Annotated in this window: 16 protein-coding genes; 9 read left to right on the top strand and 7 right to left on the bottom strand. The window is 45.5% G+C overall.

Annotated features, from left to right (window positions below):
- Nucleotides 1-110: 110 nt before the first annotated feature.
- The 3 genes from JGK16_RS16300 to JGK16_RS16290 all read right to left on the bottom strand — a co-directional run bounded on the left by JGK16_RS16300 (nucleotide 111) and on the right by JGK16_RS16290 (nucleotide 13,495).
- Complete coding sequence (locus JGK16_RS16300) at nucleotides 111-2,057, bottom strand: ShlB/FhaC/HecB family hemolysin secretion/activation protein (protein WP_293182988.1); 1,947 nt, start codon at nucleotides 2,055-2,057, stop codon at nucleotides 111-113.
- On the bottom strand, nucleotides 2,047-4,908 hold the full coding sequence (locus JGK16_RS16295) for a filamentous hemagglutinin N-terminal domain-containing protein (protein ID WP_293191347.1): 2,862 nt from the start codon (nucleotides 4,906-4,908) through the stop codon (nucleotides 2,047-2,049). Before JGK16_RS16295 ends, JGK16_RS16300 begins: the two co-directional genes overlap by 11 nt.
- Nucleotides 4,909-5,356: 448 nt before the next feature.
- Entirely contained in the window at nucleotides 5,357-13,495 is an 8,139-nt protein-coding gene (locus JGK16_RS16290; protein ID WP_293191345.1) for a S8 family serine peptidase, read from the bottom strand.
- Nucleotides 13,496-14,158: 663 nt separating this feature from the next.
- Here JGK16_RS16290 and JGK16_RS16285 point away from each other — a divergent pair.
- The gene (locus JGK16_RS16285; protein WP_293191343.1) at nucleotides 14,159-14,419 is read left to right on the top strand and encodes a hypothetical protein; all 261 of its coding nucleotides are present in this window, start codon (nucleotides 14,159-14,161) and stop codon (nucleotides 14,417-14,419) included.
- Nucleotides 14,420-14,465: 46 nt separating this feature from the next.
- On the opposite strand, the gene JGK16_RS16280 is transcribed toward JGK16_RS16285, so the two are convergent.
- Nucleotides 14,466-16,103, bottom strand: a complete 1,638-nt coding sequence (locus tag JGK16_RS16280) for a PEP-CTERM sorting domain-containing protein (protein ID WP_293191341.1) — start codon at nucleotides 16,101-16,103, stop codon at nucleotides 14,466-14,468.
- A 141-nt stretch (nucleotides 16,104-16,244) separates the two neighbouring features.
- On the opposite strand from JGK16_RS16280, the gene JGK16_RS16275 reads away from it, so the two are divergent.
- The 4 genes from JGK16_RS16275 (at nucleotide 16,245) to JGK16_RS16260 (ending at nucleotide 20,004) form a co-directional block, all read left to right on the top strand.
- A complete protein-coding gene (locus tag JGK16_RS16275) occupies nucleotides 16,245-16,493 on the top strand; it encodes a hypothetical protein (RefSeq protein ID WP_293182998.1) in 249 nt (82 codons plus the stop codon).
- Between the two features lie 1,138 nt (nucleotides 16,494-17,631).
- Nucleotides 17,632-18,432: a MobV family relaxase gene (gene mobV / locus JGK16_RS16270; protein ID WP_293191339.1), complete on the top strand. Its 801-nt coding sequence runs from the start codon at nucleotides 17,632-17,634 to the stop codon at nucleotides 18,430-18,432.
- Between the two features lie 64 nt (nucleotides 18,433-18,496).
- The gene (locus tag JGK16_RS16265) at nucleotides 18,497-19,678 is read left to right on the top strand and encodes a hypothetical protein (protein WP_325315433.1); all 1,182 of its coding nucleotides are present in this window, start codon (nucleotides 18,497-18,499) and stop codon (nucleotides 19,676-19,678) included.
- A 122-nt stretch (nucleotides 19,679-19,800) separates the two neighbouring features.
- A complete protein-coding gene (locus tag JGK16_RS16260; protein ID WP_293187030.1) occupies nucleotides 19,801-20,004 on the top strand; it encodes a 4-oxalocrotonate tautomerase family protein in 204 nt (67 codons plus the stop codon).
- Between the two features lie 160 nt (nucleotides 20,005-20,164).
- Here the strand turns inward: JGK16_RS16260 and JGK16_RS16255 are convergent, their stop codons facing one another.
- Nucleotides 20,165-20,755 (bottom strand): hypothetical protein, encoded by a 591-nt coding sequence (locus tag JGK16_RS16255; RefSeq protein WP_293187029.1) that lies wholly within the window; start codon nucleotides 20,753-20,755, stop codon nucleotides 20,165-20,167.
- 78 nt (nucleotides 20,756-20,833) lie between these two features.
- Nucleotides 20,834-21,301 carry a MarR family transcriptional regulator gene (locus JGK16_RS16250; protein WP_293187028.1) on the bottom strand — a complete coding sequence of 156 codons (468 nt, stop codon included), beginning with the start codon at nucleotides 21,299-21,301 and terminating at the stop codon, nucleotides 20,834-20,836.
- Between the two features lie 290 nt (nucleotides 21,302-21,591).
- Here JGK16_RS16250 and egtD point away from each other — a divergent pair, with 290 nt between their 5' ends.
- The 3 genes from egtD to JGK16_RS16235 all read left to right on the top strand — a co-directional run bounded on the left by egtD (nucleotide 21,592) and on the right by JGK16_RS16235 (nucleotide 23,689).
- The gene (gene egtD / locus JGK16_RS16245) at nucleotides 21,592-22,623 is read left to right on the top strand and encodes an L-histidine N(alpha)-methyltransferase (RefSeq protein ID WP_293187027.1); all 1,032 of its coding nucleotides are present in this window, start codon (nucleotides 21,592-21,594) and stop codon (nucleotides 22,621-22,623) included.
- A 59-nt stretch (nucleotides 22,624-22,682) separates the two neighbouring features.
- Nucleotides 22,683-23,360: a response regulator transcription factor gene (locus tag JGK16_RS16240; RefSeq protein ID WP_293187026.1), complete on the top strand. Its 678-nt coding sequence runs from the start codon at nucleotides 22,683-22,685 to the stop codon at nucleotides 23,358-23,360.
- A 65-nt stretch (nucleotides 23,361-23,425) separates the two neighbouring features.
- Nucleotides 23,426-23,689, top strand: a complete 264-nt coding sequence (locus JGK16_RS16235) for a winged helix-turn-helix transcriptional regulator (RefSeq protein ID WP_293187032.1) — start codon at nucleotides 23,426-23,428, stop codon at nucleotides 23,687-23,689.
- Nucleotides 23,690-23,815: 126 nt separating this feature from the next.
- On the opposite strand, the gene JGK16_RS16230 is transcribed toward JGK16_RS16235, so the two are convergent.
- Nucleotides 23,816-24,406 (bottom strand): carboxymuconolactone decarboxylase family protein, encoded by a 591-nt coding sequence (locus tag JGK16_RS16230; protein ID WP_293187025.1) that lies wholly within the window; start codon nucleotides 24,404-24,406, stop codon nucleotides 23,816-23,818.
- Between the two features lie 178 nt (nucleotides 24,407-24,584).
- On the opposite strand from JGK16_RS16230, the gene JGK16_RS16225 reads away from it, so the two are divergent.
- A complete protein-coding gene (locus tag JGK16_RS16225; protein WP_293187024.1) occupies nucleotides 24,585-25,163 on the top strand; it encodes a TetR/AcrR family transcriptional regulator in 579 nt (192 codons plus the stop codon).
- Nucleotides 25,164-25,450: the final 287 nt, after the last annotated feature.

Raw genomic sequence — 25,450 nt, 5'->3', positions numbered from 1 at the left:
ATTAAATATTTGGTTAGCTCGGACATTTGTTGCTAAAAAAGAGAACAATACTGTTAAAAATAGGAGAATAAATAACCTGATTTTTTTTATCTTGATTTGGCGCACAAGTTTCAAAAAGAAAACCTCGATCGCACTGAAAAATGTAACCCTTTTTCTTGCCATGTCCTCTGCCTCGAATTCACGTCAACTAAAGGAATGCCCCAGTAAAAACTTGCTGCAAGTCGATCGCTCATTTCCCACCGCAGTCCCGCCCCCACAGATACCAAAGTTTGAGGGTCAAAATCCTCTCTACGGGAGCTGTTCCACACCGTGCCTGCATCAATAAAAGGAGCAATTTGAACGACTCCTAACCCTCGATCGGACCTACCAACAATCGGAAATCGCAACTCGGCTGATGCGGAAATTCCGTTATCGCCCAAAAGTAGATCCTGCCGGTAGCCTCTCACGCTATTGAAACCTCCAAGACCAAATTGCTCCAGAGGTAAAAGCGCTCTATTTGCTAATTGCAAGTCGCTGCTGGCAAAGACAAAAGTGTCTCTTGCCAAACGGCGAACCCACTGCGCCTGTCCCCGCCATGCCAAAAATCTGCTGTCAGGAGCTTCACTGTTAACAGTAGCATTAAAAGCACTCAATCCTAAGCTAAATTGCGATCGAAACGCTAATAATTCTTCATTACTTCGCACCGTCCAATCCTGAAAGAATCGCAGGGCCGAAATGCGCGATCGCCCTTTTTCATCGGCTCCTGGAGAGAGGGGGAAATCTTCACCTAAAATTGAAGTGCCACTTTCCCGCCGAGTTGCAGTCAAACCGACGGCAAATTCTTGTCTGGGAGTCCTTAATAAAGGTTGGCGCAGCGTAATATCTAAATATCGCGCCGCTGCTCTGAGATCGACATCTTCAAAAGGCGGTTCGACGACGCGATTTGCAGTTGTTCCTGCTGCTACCTTAATCGTACCGTTATTCGGATTTAAGGGCAATGTATAACTTAAATCGAAAGCATTGCTGCCGTCGGTATTCGTGTAGGCAAGGCTCAAATCATCTCCCCGGCCCAATAAATTTGCTTCGTTTACTTGAACTTGGCGGCGGACAGTACCGACGCTTGGAGCTCGGCGGTTATCGATCGCTACTTCGACACTAAAAGTTTGTTCCTCCTCGAATTTAACTTCTAAACTGCTTCTGTGTACCTGCGAACCGGGTATCAATTCAGCGGTAATCTTTTTAATTAATGGATCGAGTTCGAGCAATCGCAGAGCATCTAGCAGGCGAGAAACTTGTAAAGGTTGCGATGCGATCGCCAAACGGCTGCATACATAATCGAGGTTGAGGCGTTGCCTTCCCGTCCGCCTCCTGACTCGAATTGATTCTAATCCGCCTTCGACAATTTTAATAATAACTTCTCCAGGAACGCCCCTATTTTGCAATCTTTGATTTGGTTCTTCGCTGGTAGTAGGAATGTAGGCAAAAGAGTTAATATATCCTCTTTGGTTGTAAAACTTAGTGACTTCAGAAATTACTTGCTGCAATTGAGCGAAAGTAATTTGTCCTTCTCGAAATCGATTAGTAGTGCTGTCTAATTCTAAAAATTGTCGGGTAATTTCTCGATCGAGAGTTTCCTGACTGAAAACAGTATTGCCAACGAAGCGAAAATTAGCGATCGAGATTGCCTCGATCGCCTCATCGGTTTTGCTATCTTCCGGCGTTGGAGTTGCCGTTGGAGTTGCGGGCGATCGATCTGCTGGCGGCACTGGGATAGAACATTCGTAAGCTTCACCGGTATCGGAATCGGGTTCAGTCTTTCTTTCTTCCAGCGTGGGAGAGGGCTCTGTAGGTGGCAGGTTTTGCGGGTTTTGCCGGGAAGGAGTGGTTTGCGGTTCTAGAGGTTCTGCGGGATTGGGAACTTGAACCGTCAAGTCTGGGCCGCCCGGATTCAACTCTCCTGCTGGTTGCAGCAGAAGAGTTTCCGCCTTCAGCGGCCAAGCCGCCAAGCTGCTTGCTAACAAGCCCGCACTCAACGGCAGCCAGCGATCGCCCCTGTTCCGGTTTCTGTTATTGAACATCGCAGGCTGGGTGGGGAATAACGGGACTTTGCAGCGGCACCGCAGCAGGATAAGCAGTGAAGATGACTTCTCCTTTGCTGTTAACCGCCAAACCTCGGGCTGCCTGGATGGGGCGAGAAGCGGGGCGAACCGCTTGCTGGGGTGCGGCAGTTCTCGATCGCCCTTCGACAGGCGGTACAGCGTCAGCTAAACCGACGGTTGCAGAGCCGCCGCTGAGGGTTTCCCCTGGATTGGCAGGCAAGCCGCGCCCGGTTCTGGTAAAGGTTCTATCTTCTCCCGGCTTCCGTTGATTGGGACAAATTTGGGCGATCGCGTCGGGATTGGCGATCGTCTCTGGTAGCTTAGCCACGCCTTGGGTGGGGTCTGCTTCAGGGGTGTTGAGGAGTATCTCGCCGTCGAGTTGCGGGCCGGCCAGGGAGGTAGCGGTGATGTCGCTGGTGAGGTTGGAGGCGGGATCTGTGAGGCGGCGCGATCGGGCTCCGAAAATGCCTTCTGGGGCTGTAATTTCGACGCGGCCGGCTTCGCGGTTGACTGCATTGGCTGTGATGTCGCTCTTGATACCGGCAATTAAGGCTCTGGTATTGATGTTGATATTGCCGCCCCTAGCATCGCCGGTGGCGGTAACGGTAATGTTGCTGTTGTCGCGCATCAGTAAGTAGTTGGACGCTTGGAGGTTGATATTGCCGAAGTCACCGGATCTAGTTTCTGCCGTAATGGTTCCTCTGTCTAGTCTGATATCACTAGCTGTTACCTCCAGGTTGCCGGCTGCTGGTGTCCCTGTTCCCAACCGACTGCTAACTGTTAGTGTTGCTCCCCTCTCAACCGTCAATCTTTGAGTAGTGACGTTCAAACTGCCAGCATCGCCAGAACCGCCCCGCGTCCGAGCTAACAAGCCGCTGCGGAGTACCTCGCCTTCTTCTGTCCGCACTGCTTCACCTGTTTCTGTCCTGCCAATGCCACTCAATTCTACAGAGTCGGAAGCTTTAACCACAATACTGCCTCCTGGCCCTGCACCCAGAGTAGAGGCTGTTATCTGTCCGCCGTCCCGAACAACCACCCGCCTTGCGTCAATTGTGATATTGCCCCCGGCAGCACTTGCTTGTGTGCTGGCAAATAAAGCGCTGGGACTCCCCTCAGCCGAGGTTCCGATTACTTCCACTAATTCCGCAGGAGTAACTGCTGCTGTTTCTGCTGACCCAATACCTCGAACCGTCAAGGTTCCTCCTGACCCTTCGCCGAACGTTGTTGCGGAGATCCGGCCGCCCCCCTGGACTGTTAACCGTCTGGTTTCCACCGTCAAATTACCTCCGTTTCCCGTTGCTGGCAAAATTTCTCCCTGTTCTGTTTGTTGACCGTTGACTTGAGCGAATATACCACCGCCACTCCTTACCTCCACTGAGTCAGAAGCGCGAATTATTAAATTTCCTGCATTGCCAGAGGCAAAAGTAGACGTTGATATCTGAGCTACTTCCTCCACAATCAACTGTCTGGTATTAACTGTTAAATTTCCTCCATTTCCATTTGCTTGTGCATTTGCAAATAAACCACTAATTCCTGACAATTGCACCAAATCGGTGGCGTTTACTGTTAAATCTCCCGATCGACCAATACCGCTAGTAGTGCTGGCAATCTCAGTTTGACCTTGCAGAAACAACTGTCTGGTTTCAACAGTTAGATTACCTCCATTTCCCGTTGCCTCTAAACCGACTCCAGAAAACAAACCACCAACGTTCAGAGTGACTTCAGCATCTATGACAGGAGTCCTCAGTTCCACCAGTTCCCTAGCTCGGACGGTTAAATTTCCGGCATTGCCAGCCGCAAAGGTAGCAGTTTGTGCGGCTGCTCCTTCTCGAACAGTCAACCGCCCTGTGTCAATGTTTAAATTGCTGCCATTGCCATCGCCCTGAGTTTCTGCCAGCAAGCCGCTACGGAAAAAGGGGCGTTCTTCGGTTGTAGTACCTATTAGTTCCAGGGAGTCGGAGGCATTTACAGTTAAAGAGCTTCCTGGCTGCGATCCTTCAGTAATACTTAATATTGCCGAACCGCCTGTCAGGGCGACATTTCGACCCTGTACTTGAATGGTTCCGCCTCCGGGACCACTAGCGTCGGCGGATGCTGCGTTGGTGAATTGGATGTCGCCATATTCCGCGACAGGTTGGGCATTTCCGATTCCGATCGATCCGTTACTATCCAAAGTAAGTTGACCGTTTCTCACAGACCAAAGCTCAATCCGCCCTCCTTCAGCCATGAGGTTTCCGCCGTCTAGGGTGACATTGCCCCCAATGAGCGCTAAGGTATTCCCGGCTTTTACTTCAAGACCAGCAGGGCGATCGCTCCTATCTACTTGGTCATCATCACCTAAGCTGAAGTTGTGGCCATTCCCCTCAACGCGGATCTCTGCGGGAGTTCCTGTAAATTGCAAGCTGGTAGGAATACTGATAGTTAGCAGAGGAGTTGTTTGGAGATTTCTAGCACTAAATGAAGTGCCGTCAGCAAAATTAATACTATCGGCTGTAGTACCAAGAAACGAGCCACCGATATTCAGGCTGGCATTCGGGCCAAAAATAATCCCGTTGGGGTTGAGGAGAAATAGGTTAGCGTTACCGTTGGTTTGGAGAATGCCATCAATGTTAGAAATTGACCCACCTGTGACGCGAGTGAAAATATTTTGAATCGTATCAGCGTTGTTGAAAAATGCTGTACCGCCAGTGGGGACGGAAAATTCCCTAAAGCTATGGAACAGATTGCGGCCCGCTGCTGTGCCGCCTTCAATGGTGAAGGTGTTATCGTTTTGGGTGACGGTGGAGTTGAGCGGTAAAGTGTCATCCCGGACAATTTGGGCAGTTGCCAAAGTGGGAAAACCACAAATGTAAAAAAGAATACAGAATATTTTTAATTTTGTTTTATTTTTCACGGGGATGCAGGATATAAAAACGGGCGATCGATGAAAATATTAAGATGATTAGTCCTGGAGGCAGAAACCGATTTTTTTTACAAAAATAAGGCACTCCCGACCTTGAATACTCATAAAAAACCTGGTTTTTTTAGTATTTATATGCAAGTCCTAGTTATCTTACAACACAAAGAGCCGAAGATATAGCAGTCGCTAAGGTGCTTTGGTCACTGAGCGTAGTCGAAGTAGGCATTTCGACCCTTCGACTACGCTCACATAAGTAGGTTGGGTTTAAGAATGATCCCTCCGCTTCGCCCAACACCTTCTTCTAGTTGATGTTGGGCGGAGCGTTTAGCGGAGGGTTCTCTTCGTTCAACCCAACCTACAGATCTAACTACGGATATTATTAAGAAATAGGTGTAACTGTAGTGCTTATATTTCCAATTGCACCTACACCTAAAACTGTAAAGCTGCCTTCAGTAGCAAATGTCGAACCTGCAAAAGCAGTGTCAATTGCTTGTACGCTCCAATAATAAGTACCCGGTCTGAGATTTTTCAGCGTCCAATTTGTGTTTTGATTGACATTGCCCATTTGAACTACTTTGCGAGTGCCATTGCTATTAGCCATCGGAGACATAATATCTGAACCTCCAGGAGTTGTTCCTACTCGCAGGTTATAAGTTAAACCTGCTTGCGGTGTTTCAGCATCAGTAGCAGGACTCCAGTTTAGGCTGACAGAATTACCATTAACTGAAGAGATCAGTCCAGCGGGTATTACCGGGACAGTATTTACAGTGAAAAGGTTGTTTCTGTAAACTTTGGTACTAGCAGAAGGAGAACCCAAGCGATTGCCAGCTAAGAGCAGATCCAAGTCGCGATCGTTGTCATAGTCTCCCCAACTTACTGAACTGCCAAAAACTCCTTGTAAGTTGGTACTAATATCGGTAAACCTGCCGCCATCATTGCGGTAGAGTTTTGAGATTCTGGATGGCGAAGCACCTGTCAAAAGAATATCTAAGTCCCCGTCATTATCGTAATCTCCCCAATCTACAGAGCTATAATAAGCTCCCTGCAAGCCCGCTTGAATCTCCGTGAAACTGCCAGCATCATTGCGATAAATCTTAGCAACCGGAGATGAATTGCTCGGCGTTAAACCAGTCAAAAGTACATCTAGATCGCCGTCATTGTCATAGTCTCCCCAAGCTGCATCACCCGAAAAAACGCCCGTTAATGGCGCACCTATATCTGTGAAACTGCCATTATCGTTGCGATAAATCTTAGAGATATCTGCTGAAACTGAACCATCAGAATTACCAGTTATGAGAATATCGAGATCTCCGTCTTTGTCGTAGTCACCCCAATCTGTTGAACCCTGCCAAACTCCCTGTAAATTTGCGGCTGTATCTGTAAAACTACCGCTGTCATTACGGTAGACTTTCGCAATCTTAACCGAGGAACCAGAAATAATGGCACCACCTGTCAGAAGTATATCGAGATCGCCATCATTATCGTAATCTCCCCAATTTGCTGAACTATTCCAAACTCCTTGCAAGTTAGCACTGACATCCGTAAAATTACCGCCATCGTTCCGATAAACTTTCGAGACTGGATTTGAGGCATTATCCAAACCTGTTAGCAGAATATCAAGATCGCCATCTCTGTCATAATCTCCCCAATCGATCGAACTATTCTTAACTCCAGTCAAAGCAGCATTAACATCTGTAAAGTTGCCGCTATCGTTTCGGTAAACTTTGGCTACAGAATTCGGACCGTTTGTGCCTGTCACCAAAATATCTAGATCGCTATCGTTATCGTAATCTCCCCAAGCTGCCGAACTGTAGAAAACTCCGTCCAAATTAGCATTAATGTCGGTAAATAGTTCTGTGGATGCTGGATTAGCTGCGATCGCAATTCCTTGAGAAAACTCCGAAGTGTTATTATTCTGGTCAGTAGCAGTAGCAGTAATAAATTGACCGATGGGAACAGCCAACGGTAACTTAACGGCGACTGTCGCATTGCCACTACTATCGGTCGTCACAATCTGGAATCCAAGGAAGTTCTCTCCTTCTCCATAACCGCCACCGCCAAAACCACCACTACCAAATTCACCACTACCAAAACCAGAGTCATCTAAAACCTTGTTAGAGAAGAACTCTACTCTGAATGTAGTGTTGGGAGTGCTGTTTATCTTCCCTTCAATTACCGTAGTCTCACCGCTAGAGATAGCGGAAGTCAACTCAGGGAAATTCTGGAATTTGTTAGGACCAGTGTCGCTATCTCCCACATCATTTACAGTCAATCCATTATCTCCTAAATCGATTCCCAAGAGTTCGTTCCCAGAAATAGAATTAGACAAAATAGCATTGCCCGTTGCACCATCACCCATAAGATAGATACCGTTTCTACCGTTACTGAATATCAAGTTTGATGCCCCAAGTGCTGTTCCACCAATAGTATTGTTAGGCGCACCCAACATCAAAATACCACCTTTTGTATTTCCCAATTTTTGAGTACCCGTGATATCGCTACCGATATAGTTGCCCTGAATGAGGTTATTGCTAGCACTTGCCCCCTCTATGTAAATGCCAACACGATCGTTACCCGATATGATATTTCTTGCTTTAAGTGTTGTACCGCCAATAGTATTATTAGGCGACCAAACTGAAATGCCACTAAAGCCCGTACCTAAATCTTGAGTGCCAGTTACATCTGTACCGATGAAGTTTCCTTCAATGATGTTGCCGCCATTACCAGCCAATCGAATAGCGTCAACACCAAAACGGTTGATTGTCAATCCTCTAACCGTACTGTTGCCAGCAGAGATATACAAACCATCCACTGATACATTACTGCCATCTAATTCAATTACTGGTCGAGTTGAATATCCTGGCTGAGTCATGCCATCAATAATCGCTGAATCGGTAATTTGTGGCAGTGGCGATAGCGGTCGAATGGTAAAAGCATTGGTGCTGGTATTGTAGCCCGCATCGGTACTCGGAATTTTGAAGAGAACTGTATCCTTGCCAGGGCTGCTATTGGCCCAATTTAAAACCGCCCGTAAACTACCAGGCCCACTGTCTTTGGTATTGGTAACAACATTCGGTGGCTCATCATTATCGGCGATCGTCACTGTCGCACTGCCATCTTTCCCAATAGTGTAACCTTGACCTGTTGATAACGTAAGCGCTACCGTTTCATCTCCTTCCACTAAATTGTCATCAACTGGAACGATCGGAATGGCGACACTTGACTGACCGGCAGGAATCGTGACACTTCCACTCAATCTCTGATAATCTAGACCTGCACTAGCTGTTCCTCCCACCAAATAATCGACCTTCAAATTGTATTTTGTTTGACCCTTCCGAGAAATAGTCACTGTACCAGGATCGCCATTTTCTGAAGCACTCGGATCTGTTGCCTCTATAGATACATTTGGCTTAGTTCCGTAAATATTTAGCTTCCAACTATCCCAGAATCCTTGAATTTGATTTCCGTTTTCATCAATAACTTCTAATGTCCAGTCGCCCTTAGCAGATTCTCCCCAGGTGCGATTAGAAGTGAATAGCCAAGAGTCAGTTGATTCAGGTTTTATTTGATAGTTATTGTTGGGATTTCCTTCTTTAGGTAATGCCTGCATTAAAAGCGAATTTGTACCGTCTGGCGATTTTAGTTTTATCGTTAAATCGCTCCAATCCTTGTGGTCACTATCAAACAAAACTTCAACCTTCTCTACATTAATATCTTCATTAATTGTTATCGTTGAAGACAAACCTGTTTCTTTACCATCAGGGATACTTACCATGACATTTTCTAAGTTAGAACTCACCTGAAATTCTCGATCGACAGATGTCCAATTAGCAGCTTTTTCCACCGCAGCTTTTGGATCGACAGCCCCAAAACCGTATTTATGGTTAACCCAATTCCCTACTCCATTTTGTGACCAACCTGGATCGAAAGCATCATTTTTCTGAGCAGTTCCTACTAAGATGTGCTGCACGTCCCGCCAACTCAAAGAGCGATTTTTTTCTAACATCAAGGCAACAACCCCTGATACGAAAGGTGCCGCCGCTGAAGTTCCGCCAAAGCCAGTGGTATAGTCCTTCTCGTCGTATCCCCTGCTACCTTGCAGATCGGGTGTGGTAATACCGATTCCGTTGCCACTCGAATATGCAGATACTAATAGAGAGGCTCCCGGTTCGCTATAAGGTGACTTGTAGCCCCGATTGTCGATCGCACCTACGGCGATCGCATAGCGAGAATTAGCCAATCCGTTATAGTTGACATTTCCGTCATCTAAGGCATCGTTACCAGCACCAAAAACATAGATATTACCGAGTCCGCCGCGCCCCTGTTTGACTCCCATCTTCATCGCTGTCACACCAGGCCCGGAGTCGCTCAGCCAATTCTCTTCCTTCCAACTATTGTTGTAGATATCAATAGACTCATTGCGATTTTTACCAGACACGTCATACAGCGCATTCGCTAAAATTATATCGTCAAATTTATCAGCAATTAGGCGCAATCCAGCGAAGGAAGCTTCCGGAGCAACTCCACTGCCTTGATAGCCATTAGAACCATTAGCAAGCGCAACTCCTGCTACCGATGTTCCATGAGGATTGTAGGTACTGAAATCCAAACCAAACTGATTAATTTTTCCAGTGTTTAACTGTCCTTCATTGTTAATCCTTAATTGCCAATAACCCGGTGCCCACTGGTTATTAGCATCGGCCAAACTCACCTGCGGTTTGAAACTGCCCGTAAAAGGTGCAAAGGCGGTCGAGATTGGTGTTGTTGCTCGATCGTCAAATGTTGTACCAGAAAAATTACTGCCACTACCGCCGATATTTCGGAATAGTTCAACTTCTGGTGGTGCAGCAGGCGGATCGCCCGGTCTGGGGAACCAATTGCGCCACGAAGACCGGAAAACTAGGGGGTCAAATATAGGTTCTTTGGGGCTTACCAAATACCCTTCCAAATCAGAGATTTTGGGGTGCTGGATATTCAGTTGAACGTTTACGTCTGTTACCACTCCCGTCAGAGGAACCTTTATAGGGAAAGTCGTCTGCCGAAAGTCTCTGATTCCACTATTCAGGGAACTGTCCGGGGAATATTCCTTAATCACTTTCCCCTGGTAAGTGGGTAAGGGATTGGCATCATTTTCGTTGAAATCCCAACTCAGATCCGATCGATATTGAGATTTCAATTCTGGATGCTCGTACTCAAAGCCGTCGTCAACAATGCCAATAACTACACCCTTCCCTCGCGCTAACTCCCAAGCAGACATCACATTAGCGGTTGGGTTAATGCCTGTTTGCAAGTGCCACTGAGTTCCATCTTTTACCAAAGGTTCATCCTTGGGTTCCGACAGCAATTTTGGCTGTATGGGAACAAGGGGATAGGCAAATTCTACCGGACTGAGCGAAAGTAAAGACTGCTGAACTTGCAATGGATCGGCATCTTCTGGAAATTGCCATCGGTAAGTGTTGGGAATGTGTCCGGCTGTACCTAAATCTAAAGCGCCTAAACTACTAGCCAACTGCGAGGAAGAACTGCCGGGGGTCAGCCAAACTAACCATTCTCGCGTTTTAGCCAAGGTTTCTGGATCGTATTTTTTTAGATTAGCTGAACCTGCGATCGCCAATCTGACTTCATCAGACAACCCATCTGCACCCGGATCGCTAATCAGCGCAAACTTTTGACTCGCAACCGGGCTAGCACCACCTGCTTTATCATAGGCGATCGCCGATAATTGATAGCGCCCCGGTGCTAAACCGCTCAAATTATCACTAAAGTTAAATCGGCCGAACCCATCACTGTCAGTGGTAAATTCAGTAACATCATTAGCGATTTCAATTTTCTCACCACCTTCTTTTTGGAACCAGAAATCGACTTTAGCAATATCGCTGACTCCTTCTGTATCAAAAACCTTAGCGCCACTAAAGCTAATTTTTTCACCCTTGGTATAGAGAGGTAAAGTTCTAAATTGTAAATCCCCCGGCGCACTATTGACTAACAAATTGCGACTCGCTTCATTGCTAGCTGCACCAGATTTATCGTAGCCGATTGCCTTCAACTGATATTTACCCGCCACTAACCCACTCAACGTATAATTAAAAGTTGCCCAACGATTGTCGGAACTGTCGGAAGTAAAAGTAGTAACATCATTAATATCTGTCCATTCTCCCCCCTCTTTCTGCAACCAAAAATCTACTTTGGCTAAAGTATCAGCTCCATTAGCATCAAAAATTTTGCCATTTGTTAGCGGAATTGCCTCATTGGGTTTAGCAATATTTGGCAGGCTAAATTGCAAATTTTCTGGCGATCGGTTAACCGGAGTTGGAGTTGGCGGTGTCGGAGTTGGAGTTGGCGGTGTCGGAGTTGGGGTTGGCGGTGTCGGAGTTGGGGGTGGCGGTGTCGGAGTTGGGGTTGGCGTAACTGTAGCTTCTTTTACAATAAAGCTTTTGAGTACCGTCTCGCTGGTAGCGCCTGCTTTGTCATAGGCGATCGCCTTTACCTCATACTCACCTGCACTTAAATCCGACAAATAATAGCTAAAAGTTCCCCAGCCTTGACTATCAGCGATGAAATTTTCAGCATTAATAACCTTGAGCCATTCTCCGCCTTCCTTCTTTCTAGAAAATTCTACTTTTTCCAGGTTATCAACACCGTCGGCGTCGTAAACTTTACCGCCTGTAAAGCTGATTGTTTCTCCCACTGTGTAAGCAGGTAAAACATCAAATTGCAAGTTTTTAGGAGCTGTATTTGTTGGCGGTGTCGGAGTTGGCGGCGTAGGTGTCGGGGTTGGCGGTGTCGGTGTCGGAGTTGGCGTAACCGTAGCTTCTTTGACAATAAAGCTTTTGAGTACCGTCTCGCTGGTAGCGCCTGCTTTGTCATAGGCGATCGCCTTTACCTCATACTCCCCTGCACTTAAATCCGACAAATAATAGCTAAAAGTTCCCCAGCCTTGACTGTCAGCGATGAAATTTTCAGCATTAATAACCTTCATCCATTCTCCGCCTTCCTTCTTTCTAGAAAACTCTACTTTTTCCAGGTTATCAACACCGTCGGCGTCGTAAACTTTACCGCCTGTAAAGCTGATTTGTTCTCCCACTTTGTAAGCAGGTAAAACATCAAATTGCAAGTTTTTAGGAGCTGTATTTGTTGGCGGTGTCGGAGTTGGCGGCGTAGGTGTCGGAGTTGGCGGTGTCGGAGTTGGCGTAACTGTAGCTTCTTTGACACTAAAGCTTTTGAGTACCGTCTCGCTGGTAGCGCCTGCTTTGTCATAGGCGATCGCCCTTAATTCATAATTCCCCGCCCCTAAAGCAGGTAAAGAATAACTAAAAGTTGCCAACCCCTGACTGCCGGCTGTAAAATTCGTTGCATCTGCTAAATTAGTCCACTCATCGCCTGCTTTTCGCAATGATAATTTTATTCTGTCTAGGTCGATCGCCCCATTACCATCGATTACTTTTCCACTTGTTAACTCAATCGTTTCACCAATTTTATAAATGGCTTTTAAATCGAACTGTAAGTCTTTCGGTGGCGTATTTATTGGTGGCTTTGATTTGAGAAAATCGATAAATTTCTTCCCGCCTTCAGAAGTAGTCCAATCCTTAGCCGGATTAATTACTTCTTTCAACGGTACAGCTTTGCCGATCGCACCTGTCAACTTAAAAATAACATCCTGATAATCGCCATCCGAACCCGTATCAACCCGCTGATCCTCTAGGGAAAATACCAAGCCACCACCATCAACGTCCGCTATTTGACCGTACAACCAAGCATCATTTGGGTTGAGACTAGATAACGAAAACAGCGGGCGCTTATCTCCACCAATATCGGGATTGTTAAAAACCTCTTGCACTGTACCATTTGGCACCAACATTACAGCATAAGCCTTTCCGGGAGTTGTGGTAAATGTCTTCACGCCCTGATACGGCCCATCATTATAATTTTCTTCTCCCAAAGTGCCACGAAATAGAGGATTTCCCCCCTCTACGGATTCAAAAATCGTGATATGACCCAATACAGAATTACTCAGCGATCGTCTGGCAGCTTCCTTCATAAATCCCTTATAATCTGAAGCAAATCGCTCCATACCATCGAGACTAAAAATAGCTATTTCCCCTTGATATCTGCCGCCATCGTTGAGAAAATCGAAGCCTACTTCACTTTTTTGCGAGACAAAAAATCCCGCATCAACCCCCAAACCGCTTAACGGATCGATTCTACCATCGGCAGTTAAACTGACTTGATAATTTGTGTAGCCGGAAACAGGAGAAATATTTAAAATATAATCCGCCGCCCCTAAATTATCGATGTTAATAATTCCAGCTTTTACGTCGCTAGTTGAAATACTTTTGATTACCTTCCCTTCTTTGTCGCGCAGTTCCATATTGATATCGCCACTAACACCGATCGCGGAGATGCGGGCGCTACCCATCCTGGGAAGACTGAAAAAATAGCTATCTTTAGGATCGGTGTTATCCGTAGAACCGATCGAGAAATAGTTATCGTTGAGGCTACCGATTTGAATATTGGACATTTTATACACCCCTTTCCTTAATCAACTTAGGTTTATCAAAAAACAACGACCCGGAAATAAATACAGGTATGGCGAATTTTTAATACTTAAACTGTCGTTTAAGATGCTTTGCCTCACTCAGAATGATAATATGAGGCTTTAATGGATGAATCATGAAAATCTTTTTGACGAACTATATTATTAGGCATTTTTTCTCTCCTGTCAATCGATATTTTGATGAAGACTTGATGAAGGCTTTATGAAGATTTGACAAACCATTTGAGTTTTTACTCCTGTTTTGTATAAGTTCGATCGAACGCTGGTAATTTGCAATTTGTCAACTGGTAAGACAGAATTTTTAGTGGCATTTTATAAAACAATCCTGGCAATTTCTAGCGATCGCACGCAGGGCAAAAAACCCAGTTTCTGTTGTTGATGCACGAGTCCCACAGCCAGCGAGGGTTAAAGGTAGAGTTCCCGTCACCCTCAAAAATCGGCCGTTACTTATCTATCTGGAAGCAGGCGTTAGTTTTATGCAGAACGCTGCCTAATCTTCATAAAACTTTATAAATTGGAGAATGGAGCCGCCAGAAGTCGGCTCAGGAAGGGATCTCGCCAAAACATTCTCGAACCGGAACTTACCCCCACACGGCGAAGTTTCGTTGTTGTGGCGCGCCCTCAACCTTGCCGAACCGCCCCCCACACGGCGAAGTTTCGTTGTTGTGGCGCGCCCTCAACCTTGCCAAACCGCAACTGCCACCGTACCCACAGCCTCTACCCATGGGTAATAAGTTAAGCCTGTATGGCAGTTGTCAAGGGGATACCAGAAATCGGACTTGTTCTTTGCGGGCGATTATTCAGCAAACCCTAAGCTGTTTCGCATTTAAACTGGGATTTTTGAGTGCTGAAACCGCAAGCCTTGCCGAGATAGCCCGATCGATTTAAATGTAAAACAGCTTAATTAAATATAATCGATCGCCCCCGCAAAAGATTACTTGATTTGCACTTTTCGATCGCTGCGTTTGCGTTTCCATAACAAGCCGCCGAAAATTGCAGCCGCAGTTACTATCCCTCCAATTTCTGAAGGTTCGGGAACAGGTTCAGCACCATCGATCGCCCGCATTTTAAACGAGAACTTATCCCGATTTGATTCTAATTTTATTGGGAATGCTAGAGGGTTAGTCGGCTCGATTGGTGCATCGATACCGAGTACGCTAAACTCCGATACGCCGTAACCGAGCAAAGCCACAAAATCCACTATTTCATTAGGCTTGAATTTGCCGATTTCTTGACCGCCAACTGCGATAGAAAAAAGTTCGTCAGCATCAATACCGCTGGGCAAACTGAGAATTTTCGTAAATAGCGATGGTTCGGTTGGCTTGGGATTAAATGCGATCGGACTTGACCCAACAATATCCTCGCCGATTTTGAACGCAAAACCCGCCGAGGTTGGCGGGTCAAACCACAGGCGATTTGCTACATTATTAAAAATATGCCAACCATCCTCAAAACGATCGGGTAATACAGGATTGCGCTGAGAACTACCGCTGATAGGATCGAGCAGAAAAGCATGATTTGTACCAGTCGCGCGGTTAATCCCTTGACCGACAATTTGACCGCGATCGTTAATGCCGCTGATTTGCTGTAAAAACCACCCAGAATCAGCAGGAATCAAACTGTTAAGGTTAGCCATTTCGCCGTCTTCCCAGATTAAACCGTGACTGAGGCTGCCATTGACACTTGTGTTACCAAAACCGACTGCTTGTCCTTTATTATTAATTGCAACCCCGTAATTGACATTGCCACCGAGAGTTTTGAGTTCTGTAAGTTTACCGTTTGACCAGATAACAGGTTTACTTTGCTGAGTGTTCTTATCTGCTGAATGGCCGATCGCCTGTCCCAGATCGTTGATATCGTAAGCAATACTGTCGTTGTGTCCTTCCAGAGTTCCCAAGTCTACGATCGTGCCATTTTCCCACAAGGCAGCATGAGTTATGCCGAAAACAAGACCGGAATAACCAACTACTTGCCCTTTGTTATTGATACTCATAGCCCCGCCATTGAAACCAAGAGTATCGAGTTTTGTCATTACACCGCTTTGCCATACAAAGGGGTTAAATTGCTCTTGGGTAATGTTAAACTTACCAACTATTTGCCCAGCATCATTGATGTCACTAGCGCTACTGCTAATGCCACCAAAATAACCGAGGTCTGTCCTTTGACCGTTTTCCCACAAATAGGCATTATCCGTCCAATTTTCGCTGAGATATCGGCCCACAACTTGACCGGAAGTGTTGATTTGGTAAGCCCAAGTGCTGTCGGTAACTTCAGTCAATTGACCGTTTTCCCAAATCCAACCCACACCATTTTTACCCATTACCACTTGTCCGAGATTGTTGATACTGTAAGTGTTGCCGGGGCCGAGGTCTGTAATGGCATAGGAGGAAAAACCTGTATGGATACTGGCGGCGCTGACTGGTTCAACTACGGTAAATCCCAATAAAGTAAAAGCAGTCAGCGACAGACAACTTTGAACAAACCCGCGAGAGGAAGTTTGTTCAAACATTTTTTTTAATTTTTTCACGTGCACCTCAGAGTCGATGGTTGGGTTGGCATTGCTTGTTTGCATAGAAAACGAGTTCCCTGTATATCTATCAGGGTGTCGATCGAGATTTTATGCGCTGACGCGACAATTTGTTACAAAAATTTACTAAAACTTACGCCTCGCCGTCCAGAAACCGAGTTTTCTACGACAATACTAGGTTCCAGAATGATAATCGCTGTCGGTGGGAGAGTCCACCAACAGCGATTATTCGATCGTCATTATTATTCAATTACATTTCTAGACATTGCGGGTATGGCTCAAGGGCGAAAAATTTTGAAGCAAGCGGTGTTGGAATTCCTAGTTCACGGGCTGCGCTACGTATTCTACGCCCAACCAGGTTCCCTCTCGCGGGGACTGCCAAGGGCACATTCTGCTGAACCTTTGCAAAGCAAGCTGGTTTGTCTCACCATCTGAGGTTTATATCTGGCCCGACCCTGAGGGTATCGTGAGAGGACAGGCGATCGCGCCTCTGTACCGTTCAGTCCCCCAAGCTGCCAAGAACGATCCAAAACTTTATGCCTTACTCAGCTTGACTGACGCTATTTGAGTTAGTCGGGTGAGAGAGCAACGTTTAGCCGCTAGCGAACTTGAAAAGCTGCTTGCTTCAAAATAATGGAATCACTGGGTACCACAAGAAACTACGGTTTTTCGATCGACAATTTGCACAATATTTTTAAAAAAATGTGCTTAATGATACCGATTCGTAGCAGCAACCAAATTCGGGTTTACTACGATCGAACACTACCAAACTGCTACCAAACTAGATTTACCAATACTAAAACTACACTAAACTTGACGTTACAACACTCGTTCGCAGTTCATCTATTTTCGTACACTTTCATCTCATTTTTGTCCGCGAACGTTGTACTTTTGTCTATGAACGTTACACTTAGATCCATTTTAATCCACACACCCAAATATTCATATAGCACAAGGAATACAGGTGTTTTCAGACCATCAAAAATTGCATAGAATAGCAGGTAGGCATTGCCAAAAACCGAGATTCAGGCAAATACTACAGGGGGGCATGGAAGCAAATATTGCGCGTCTTTACTTACTCCGCATTGCGCCGTTTTTTACCATTTCAGTCACCGAATACTTGGGGGTATCGAAATACCTGTTTTTTTGACAAAAGCGCAGAATCGAAAAACCTATCTCAAAAAGCCTAATTTGCAGATCATAACTGATGCAATTGTTCAGCTTGCTGTTGGATAGTGCAGTTATTTTTGCTGCTATGAGTTAGGAGTATAGCGGTTCTCAAGCCACGCGCGGGGTACAAACCGATCTATGGATGCCCTATGCCCAATCCCCAAGGGTACCTCATCGAACAGAAAAGGGCTATACCAGTGATGCCCGTTACGATCGACTTTAAGGGACTTCTCCCGTGAACTCGCCCCCATCCACAAAATGACCCGACTTGGATAGATTTAGTGACACAGAAATTAGCCCAAGTTACGATCGACTTCTTGGCAATTATTTAACCACAGAGTCTCAAAAGCATAAGTCAAAAGCATAAGAAAGCGAGCAAAACTTGGGAGGTGAGGACACCGCCATGTTTCGTACACCACAAGCCATTTTGAGAGTTGGAAAACTTAAATCGATCGAATGTTTGAGAACAGCGGCCAGACATAACAGCCGAACCACTGTCGTACCAAATGCTGACAAAAACAAGACTGTTGAAATCTTGCAAGGCCAAACATCGCCCGAAGCAGTCGTAGAACTAGCACGGGCAAAAATTGGCTCTCAAAAAGTCCGAAAAGATGCAGTCATTGCCGCAGACATCCTCCTGGGGGCTTCCCCCAGCTACTTCAGACCCTCTTGCCCGGAAGACTATGGGTACTGGCAGCAAAAGCAACTGGTTCTATGGACAGAAGCTTCAACTAACTGGCTCGAAGAACACGTAGGGAGTAACATTCTTCAAACCGCCCTGCACCTCGATGAAGCCACTCCCCACATCCACTGTCTCTGGGTACCTATCAACAATGAGGGAAAACTCAGCTACAGGAGTACGGAGTTTGGAGGAACAAGAAGTAGCTTGAGCAAACTTCAAGACAGCTATGCCGCAGCCGTTGCCGACTTGGGCATCGAACGTGGCATCAAATTCTCGCCGGCACGGCATCAAAAAATCCGACAGTATTACACTGCTGTCAACTCCCAAGAAACTGTATTAGATTTAAACTTATGGCTTCCCGAACCAGAACCAGAAGAAACTGCCACCAATTACAGGTCTAAGTCAATTGCCTTGCTACAGACTGGTTCCGACGCCATCAACCAGATGCTTGCAGAACGGCAAAGGGCTGTAACACAACAAGAACTCGAACGAGAAAAAGCTATCCTCGCTCAAAAATATTAAGATCGAACAGAAGCTATATGGGAAATCCGATCGCCAGTTTCTAGAGCGCGTTTTCCAAAAGTTGATGCTCAATTTTACCTGGTGGGTAAATCGCAAGGATGCCGAGGGTAATAATGTCTTTCAAGGCGGATTTTTGGGCTTAGATAATATCGGCGTATTCGATCGCAGTGCGCCACTACCGACGGGCGGATATATCGACCAATCTGACGGTACTAGTTGGATGGGGATGTATTGTTTGAATATGTTAAAAATCGCGCTAGAATTGGCAAAAACTAATCCAGTTTATGAAGATATTGCTACCAAATTTTTTGAACATTATCTCTATATTGCCGATGCGATGAATCACATTGGGGAAATGGAAGATTCCTTATGGAATGAGGAAGATGGCTTCTATTACGACGTGTTGCATTTTCCCGACGATCGCCAAATTGAAATGAAAGTGCGATCGCTAGTCGGCTTAATTCCTCTATTTGCGGTAGAAATATTAGAACCAGAAACATTACAGCAATTACCCAATTTCAAAAAGCGATTGGAATGGTTCATCAAAAATCGGCACGATTTACGCCGTAATGTAGCTTGCATGGAAACCAAAGGTAAAGGCGCGCGCCGATTACTGGCGATCGTTTCTAAAGACAAACTCCAACGCATTTTACAAAAGATGCTCGACGAATCAGAATTTTTCAGCGATTACGGAATTCGGGCAGTTTCTCGCTATCATGCCGAACATCCCTATTGCTTCTATACCAACGGTACCGAGTTTCGCGTCGATTACGAGCCAGCCGAGTCTACCAGTGGTTTATTTGGTGGCAATTCCAACTGGCGCGGCCCCGTTTGGTTTCCAGTGAACTTTCTTTTAATTGAATCGCTGCAAAAGTTCCATCGCTATCTCGGCGATGATTTCAAAGTTGAATGTCCGACAGGTTCGGGGCAAATGTTGACTCTGTGGGAAGTCGCTACCGAACTATCCCAGCGACTCACCCAGATTTTCCTCCGTAACCCAGCGGGACAACGCCCAGTTTATGGGGGTACCCAGAAGTTTCAAAACGACCCGCATTGGCGCGATTTGGTGTTGTTTTATGAATATTTCCACGGCGATAATGGCGCGGGAATTGGAGCCAGTCACCAGACGGGATGGACGGGATTGGTAGCGAAGTTAATTCAACAGTTGGGGGAATATGGGGATGAAGATCGAGTAGGGGAATCGGTGCTGGAAATCGAAGCAGGTAGTGAATCGATCGTTATTTAAGTGGGATGATAAAGGTACTCAATTACCAGTAATATAGATTGCGATTGGTGCCTAACCTACTTTGTTTTTTCCTAACATTGTACAAAGTTAATCCCCACGTTTAGGGTGTAGCAAAAATTAATATGCCATACATTAATATTCAGATTACCACAGGTTCTACAAGGACACAAAAAGCTCAACTTGTTAAAGAAGTAACTGATTCTCTCGTTCGGATTCTTGGCAAAGATCCAGAACATATACACATCGTCATTCAGGAGATTGCAGAAGAAGATTGGGGATTTGCAGGACTCCTGACAGATGATTGGAAACAGCAGCAAAACTCATAAGAAGAGTGATGCTGAAGTAAATTAGATAGTTTTGTAGGGTTGGTATTTTATAAGCCTCGTTGACGAATTATGTCAAACATTTTACCTGTTTAATTACCCCAAACCTAGATGGTGGAAAGTACCCACCATCTAGTCCGACGCTGCTGCCGTAACTGCTCTACTAATCTGCACTGACTTGACTCTTCGCTTTATCTAGTCTTCTTCCCCAAGGTTTGAGAACTGAGATCGCAATAATCACAACCAAAGAAATAACTTGAACGAAAGTTCCAATTAATACACCTTTGGCATCGAAATTATAAACCAAATTATTCAGGGCTTGTAATCCCTCCTGCCCTGACAATTTTTCAGCAGTATTCCCCCACGGAAATAGCCAGAATGTGCCAAATACAACCAAACCAGTCGTTAGTATCCACTTAGTAATTACCCAATAGAACTTGATAAATCCATAATTTGTCATCCAGCACAGAAATGTTGCTGTGATGACGGAACCAATCGCTGAAGGAATGACAATCCAGTCATCTAGAAGATTAATTGCTGAATCTAGAGCATTCAGTACGTCGGCATTAACTGATGTTGTGTTTCTAAGCGACAGTAGCAGCATACTCAAGACGCTTCCCGTCCAGAGCGCAGCAAAACCAATATGCGCTGATAGCAGCCAGTTTCTCTGACGGATACTCAATTTTGGCATTTTTCCTCCAAGGTACTTCGATCGAGAACAGCACAACCGCAAGACAGCAATGCTTTTAGTCATGCGGATCAATTGCTTAATATATTGATAGTTAATATATTAAGTAATTGTCCAAAAGTCAACATCATCAGGCTGGGATCGCTAAGAAAAGTTCTGAATGATTCGATCGAGGAGCTTGAGAACGATTTCCTGCTCTGCTTCGGAAATATTTGCAGTTGCCTTTTTAACGGTATCTGCACCAAGCGGTGGCAGAATATACATGAGTCTTTTGCCTTCTTCCGTCAGCCAGATGCGGACGACACGGCGATCTGCTGAGTTTCGTTCTCGGTAAACTAGGTTGCGCTCTTCCATGCGATCGACGACTCCGGTTAGTGTTGCGCCTAGCTGTTTGAGTCTGTCAGCAATACCTGTTGTAGTAATCCCATCTTCTTCCCATAGACAGCACAGAACTAGATAGTGAAATGGAGTCAGATCGTAAGGTTCGAGCCGCTCTAGAAAATCTCTGTACATCAGTTGAGATGCCAGTTTCAGTTGATGCCCCAAGTTGTGAGGAGCGAGAGCATATTTCCATTGCTGGAGAAAATTAGCATTGGACGATGAACTAGGCATTCGATCGAGGTATTGGTGATTAAGCCAAATAGTTAATGTATTAATTATGCTATAACAATCAATTACATAAACGACCGCAAGCGTGAGTTGGAATTGTCGAAGGTAATTTAGGTCGCTCGAGTGCGATCGAGTCTCTACAGACTAAATCGCGCTGGGTTTCGATCGCCGCGTTTCTCAACAAATTCTCATTTTCTCTTCAGGAGTGTTTCAGCTCGATCGGGGATCGTAGTTATTATCGAGGCAAATTTAGCTCCGCGATAACCTAACTTTATCCCCTAGCCCCTCACCAGATGAACGTCAATCAGATCGGGAGTGAATCGATCGAGCATCCCCGTTTTCGGTGGATTAATTTTAATACCATCGCAGGATCGATCGATGATGGTAGGGATGTCATCCAAGGGCTGAGTCAAAGCCAAAAAATGCTCCCTTGTCGTTACTTTTATGACGATCTCGGTTCGGAATTATTCGAGCAAATTACCGATTTACCAGAGTACTATCCCACCCGCACCGAGCAGGCGATTCTAGAACAATATGCCTCAGAAATTGCCGAGTTCACGGGTACCTGCGAATTAGTAGAATTAGGTAGCGGTAGCTCTCGGAAAACTCACCTGTTATTAGAGGCTTACAGTCAACTCGATCGTCAACTGCACTATTATCCGATCGATGTCAGTGCTGGCATTCTCAAGAGTACGGCTCTAGCATTGTTGGAACGCTACCCCAACTTAAAACTGTGCGGCTTGGCGGGGACTTACGAGCAAGCTCTGGCTCAATTGCCACCAGCAGAACTGGGGAACCGCATGGTGATTTTCCTGGGTAGTACGCTAGGGAATCTAACCGATCGAGAGCGTAGCAGTTTCCTGACCCAAATTCAACAGGCACTCCAGCCTGGAGAATTTTTCCTCTTAGGCGTAGATTTACAAAAATCGATCGAGACGATTGAAGCTGCGTATAATGATGCTCAAGGGGTGACGGCTGAATTTAACCTCAATATCCTCCGCCATCTCAATCATCGCTTTGGAGGTGATTTTGCACTCGATCGATTCGAGCATTTAGCATTCTACAATCGGGAGCAACATCAGCTTGAAATGCATCTCCGCAGTTTGGTAACTCAAACTATAGCTTTTGCAAACCTAAACTATCGAGTTAAGTTCGAGGCTGGAGAAACGATTCACACCGAAATATCTCGCAAGTTTCATTTACCAACATTAGTAGATAATTTATCGGCTCATGCTTTTAAACCTTTACAATTTTGGACAGATCCACAAGATTGGTTTGGCTTGTTGCTATGTCAACGTCAATGTACTGTAGGGGAGTATCCTTAAATTCCAAGCGATCGCTATCCAACGAAAAATCAATCCACAATCAAAAATCAAAAATCAAAATGACAGCACATATCCTCTTGGTTGAAGATGAAATTAAACTCGCCCGATTTATCGAACTGGAATTAGATAGTGAGGGTTATCGCGTCAGTGTGGCACACGATGGGATGGCGGGACTGAGTTTGGCGCGGGAGGCGGCACCGGATCTAGCGATTTTGGATTGGATGTTGCCAGGACTTACAGGCGTGGAACTCTGTCGGCGACTGCGATCGACTGGTATATCTATCCCCGTAATTTTACTGACAGCTAAAGATGAAGTCGGCGATCGCGTGACGGGTTTGGATGCGGGAGCCGATGATTATGTAGTCAAACCGTTTAGTATTGAAGAACTACTCGCGCGCATCCGTTCTCATCTGCGACGCACCCAAAAAACCGACGAAGATCTGTTGCAATTTGAAGATTTAAGTTTAAATCGACGGACTCGCGAAGTCCATCGCGGTAGCAGATCGATCAATTTAACTGCCAAAGAATTTGAGTTATTACAATACCTATTGAGTCATCCTCGCCAAGTATTTACTAGAGAGTTAATTATCGAAAATGTCTGGGGATTTGATTTTCTGGGCGACTCAAATATTATCGAGGTTTACGTTCGCTATCTCCGCACGAAGTTGGAGCAAAACAACGAGCCAAGATTGATTCATACCGCGCGGGGTGTCGGGTATGCTTTGCGGGAGCAATAGCAGCGATGAAGATTTCGATTATAACGTTAAAGTTGAGCGGCAGCAGATAGCCATGGACACTCTACATTTTGTGGATTCTCGACACAAACGGCGAATTACGCTTTGGTGAACTGAGGCGTAAAGTTGATGGCATCTCAACGAAGGTGCTTACCGAAAGATTGCGATTACTGGAATCGATTGAAGTAGTTCATCGTCACCATGAATCTACAATTCCACCTCAAGTTACCTACAGCTTGACTGAACGCGGAAAAGAGTTGTCTGGGACACTCGACCACCTCTACAAACTCGCTGTGCGTTGGTATGGCACGGAGGGAAAAACGGCTGTCTAGATTTTGCTGAATGCTAACAGATAACCTTTAGGCTGCTGTCCCTACACGTAACCCAACAGCCGACCCTCGATCGAATTCAAATTTAAAACATTTGGACTTTTATTTCGTTTCAACGCAACAGACTTCCTAGCTCTCAATATGTTTGCCAGCATTCCACCAAGACAAAGAACTCGCCGCCAGATCCAGCGGTGGTTTTTCTAAAGTTGTTGCCAGTGTATCATTCCATTTATTGTAAAAAGACATCATCGCAATCAGACTGACAATCTCCGCGATCGCTTCATCCTCAAAGTATTTACCCAATTCTCCAAAATCCTCATCCGTGACTGCATTGGGCATTTTATTAGCCTTATCAGCAACTGTCAACGCCGCGCGTTCGGCAGCCGAGAAACTGGGATGAGTCTGGTAATCGCGAATATTTTGAACTTTGTCCATCGACAACCCATATTTGAGAGCTAGCCCCGCACAATGCGCCGTACAGTACATACAACCAGCCGCACGGGATGAAACATACATCACGAGCAATCTGAGCGTCATCGAGGTTTTTCCCGCTGTCAGCAGCACTGCGCCAGTTAGTTCGACTACTGCCTTCATCACCGCAGGCTTATGTCCCATCGTCAGATAGTCATTAGGCAGAAATCCGAAAAATTCCTCCAGTTGCCCGAACATTTCATCATATGTGGCGAGTTCGGCAATGGGTTTGGGTGCAAGTCTGGGCATGGTTGTCTCCTGCGATTTGTTTGCATAATTACTCGATCGACAATTACTCAGGCTTAAACCCTTGCGGATGGGCTATACTGATGAAACAATAGTTTTTGTCGATATAGACAAGAATACACGTTTTTGTCGAACCCGTCAAGAATAAACATCGATAATTTTTAGCTAACTACCGATAACCATGCCGCGCCCTCGATCGTTCGATACCGATGCTGTCATAGAACAACTCTGCGATTATTTCTGGGAGCATGGCTATAGTGCGACATCTTTGGATGAGTTGGCGCAACTGCTGGGAGTCAAGCGGGGCAGTTTATTTAATGCCTTTGGCTCGAAGGAAGTGTTATTTTATGCGGCTTTCGAGCGGTACGAGCAAAAGTTTAAACTGGCGTTTGAGACGGATAAAAGTGGCGTTAATGCGATCGCCAATTATTTCCATAATGCGATCGAAATTGCGTCTACCAAAGGGATGGGGCGCGGTTGCTTTTTGGTGAATCTGTTGATGTCTGCCGAAATTCCCACTCCCGAACTTCAACAAGCGATCGATCTAGACGTAATTTTTATCAAAGACTTTTTTCACAAACATTTAGAACTAGCTCGGCTAGATGGGCAACTACCGCCGCCAATTTCTATTTCAGCCGGAGTCGATGTGTTGTTTAGTGCCACGATCGGAGTTTTCGCATTAGCGCGGATGAGAGCAACGCCTATGATGATTCAAGAGTTCGTTAAGAACAATTTTCGGGGATTGTTTCTCAAGGTGTAGGTGAGATCCTCCAACCTTGTCGAAAGAGCAAGATTTCAACAAAACAGCGCAAGAATCGGGCTTCAGCTTACTGGGGCTTTTCTCTACTATTGAGGTATGGAAATTTTTCTAGTAGTGAGCCAAAGATCGTGACTACTCAACCCATCTTCAAAACTGTAATGAACCGTGTCACTTTTGAAAGTGAAGGCGAAACCGCTCGTAAAAACATGGACAAAGCTACCCAAAAGTAGTCAATGTTAGACATCTACGTTAGTAATTTTAGTCCACAGTCCTAAAACTACAGGAAT

Source organism: Microcoleus sp. PH2017_09_SFU_O_A, assembly GCF_020738625.1.
Taxonomy (GTDB): Bacteria; Cyanobacteriota; Cyanobacteriia; order Cyanobacteriales; family Microcoleaceae; genus Microcoleus.
The sequence above is the reverse complement of the archived record's forward strand: the minus strand, read 5'-3'. Positions and strand labels throughout refer to the sequence as shown.

Excerpts from the sequence above, each read along its gene's own strand:
- JGK16_RS16260 (WP_293187030.1), top strand. The coding sequence starts at position 19,801 with ATGCCATACATTAATATTCAGATTACCACAGGTTCTACAAGGACACAA.
- JGK16_RS16255 (WP_293187029.1), bottom strand. The coding sequence starts at position 20,755 with ATGACTAAAAGCATTGCTGTCTTGCGGTTGTGCTGTTCTCGATCGAAG.
- JGK16_RS16250 (WP_293187028.1), bottom strand. The coding sequence starts at position 21,301 with ATGCCTAGTTCATCGTCCAATGCTAATTTTCTCCAGCAATGGAAATAT.
- JGK16_RS16265 (WP_325315433.1), top strand. The coding sequence starts at position 18,497 with ATGCTCAATTTTACCTGGTGGGTAAATCGCAAGGATGCCGAGGGTAAT.
- egtD (WP_293187027.1), top strand. The coding sequence starts at position 21,592 with ATGAACGTCAATCAGATCGGGAGTGAATCGATCGAGCATCCCCGTTTT.
- JGK16_RS16275 (WP_293182998.1), top strand. The coding sequence starts at position 16,245 with ATGATAATCGCTGTCGGTGGGAGAGTCCACCAACAGCGATTATTCGAT.
- mobV (WP_293191339.1), top strand. The coding sequence starts at position 17,632 with ATGTTTCGTACACCACAAGCCATTTTGAGAGTTGGAAAACTTAAATCG.
- JGK16_RS16225 (WP_293187024.1), top strand. The coding sequence starts at position 24,585 with ATGCCGCGCCCTCGATCGTTCGATACCGATGCTGTCATAGAACAACTC.
- JGK16_RS16240 (WP_293187026.1), top strand. The coding sequence starts at position 22,683 with ATGACAGCACATATCCTCTTGGTTGAAGATGAAATTAAACTCGCCCGA.
- JGK16_RS16280 (WP_293191341.1), bottom strand. The coding sequence starts at position 16,103 with ATGCAAACAAGCAATGCCAACCCAACCATCGACTCTGAGGTGCACGTG.
- JGK16_RS16230 (WP_293187025.1), bottom strand. The coding sequence starts at position 24,406 with ATGCCCAGACTTGCACCCAAACCCATTGCCGAACTCGCCACATATGAT.
- JGK16_RS16300 (WP_293182988.1), bottom strand. The coding sequence starts at position 2,057 with ATGTTCAATAACAGAAACCGGAACAGGGGCGATCGCTGGCTGCCGTTG.
- JGK16_RS16290 (WP_293191345.1), bottom strand. The coding sequence starts at position 13,495 with ATGTCCAATATTCAAATCGGTAGCCTCAACGATAACTATTTCTCGATC.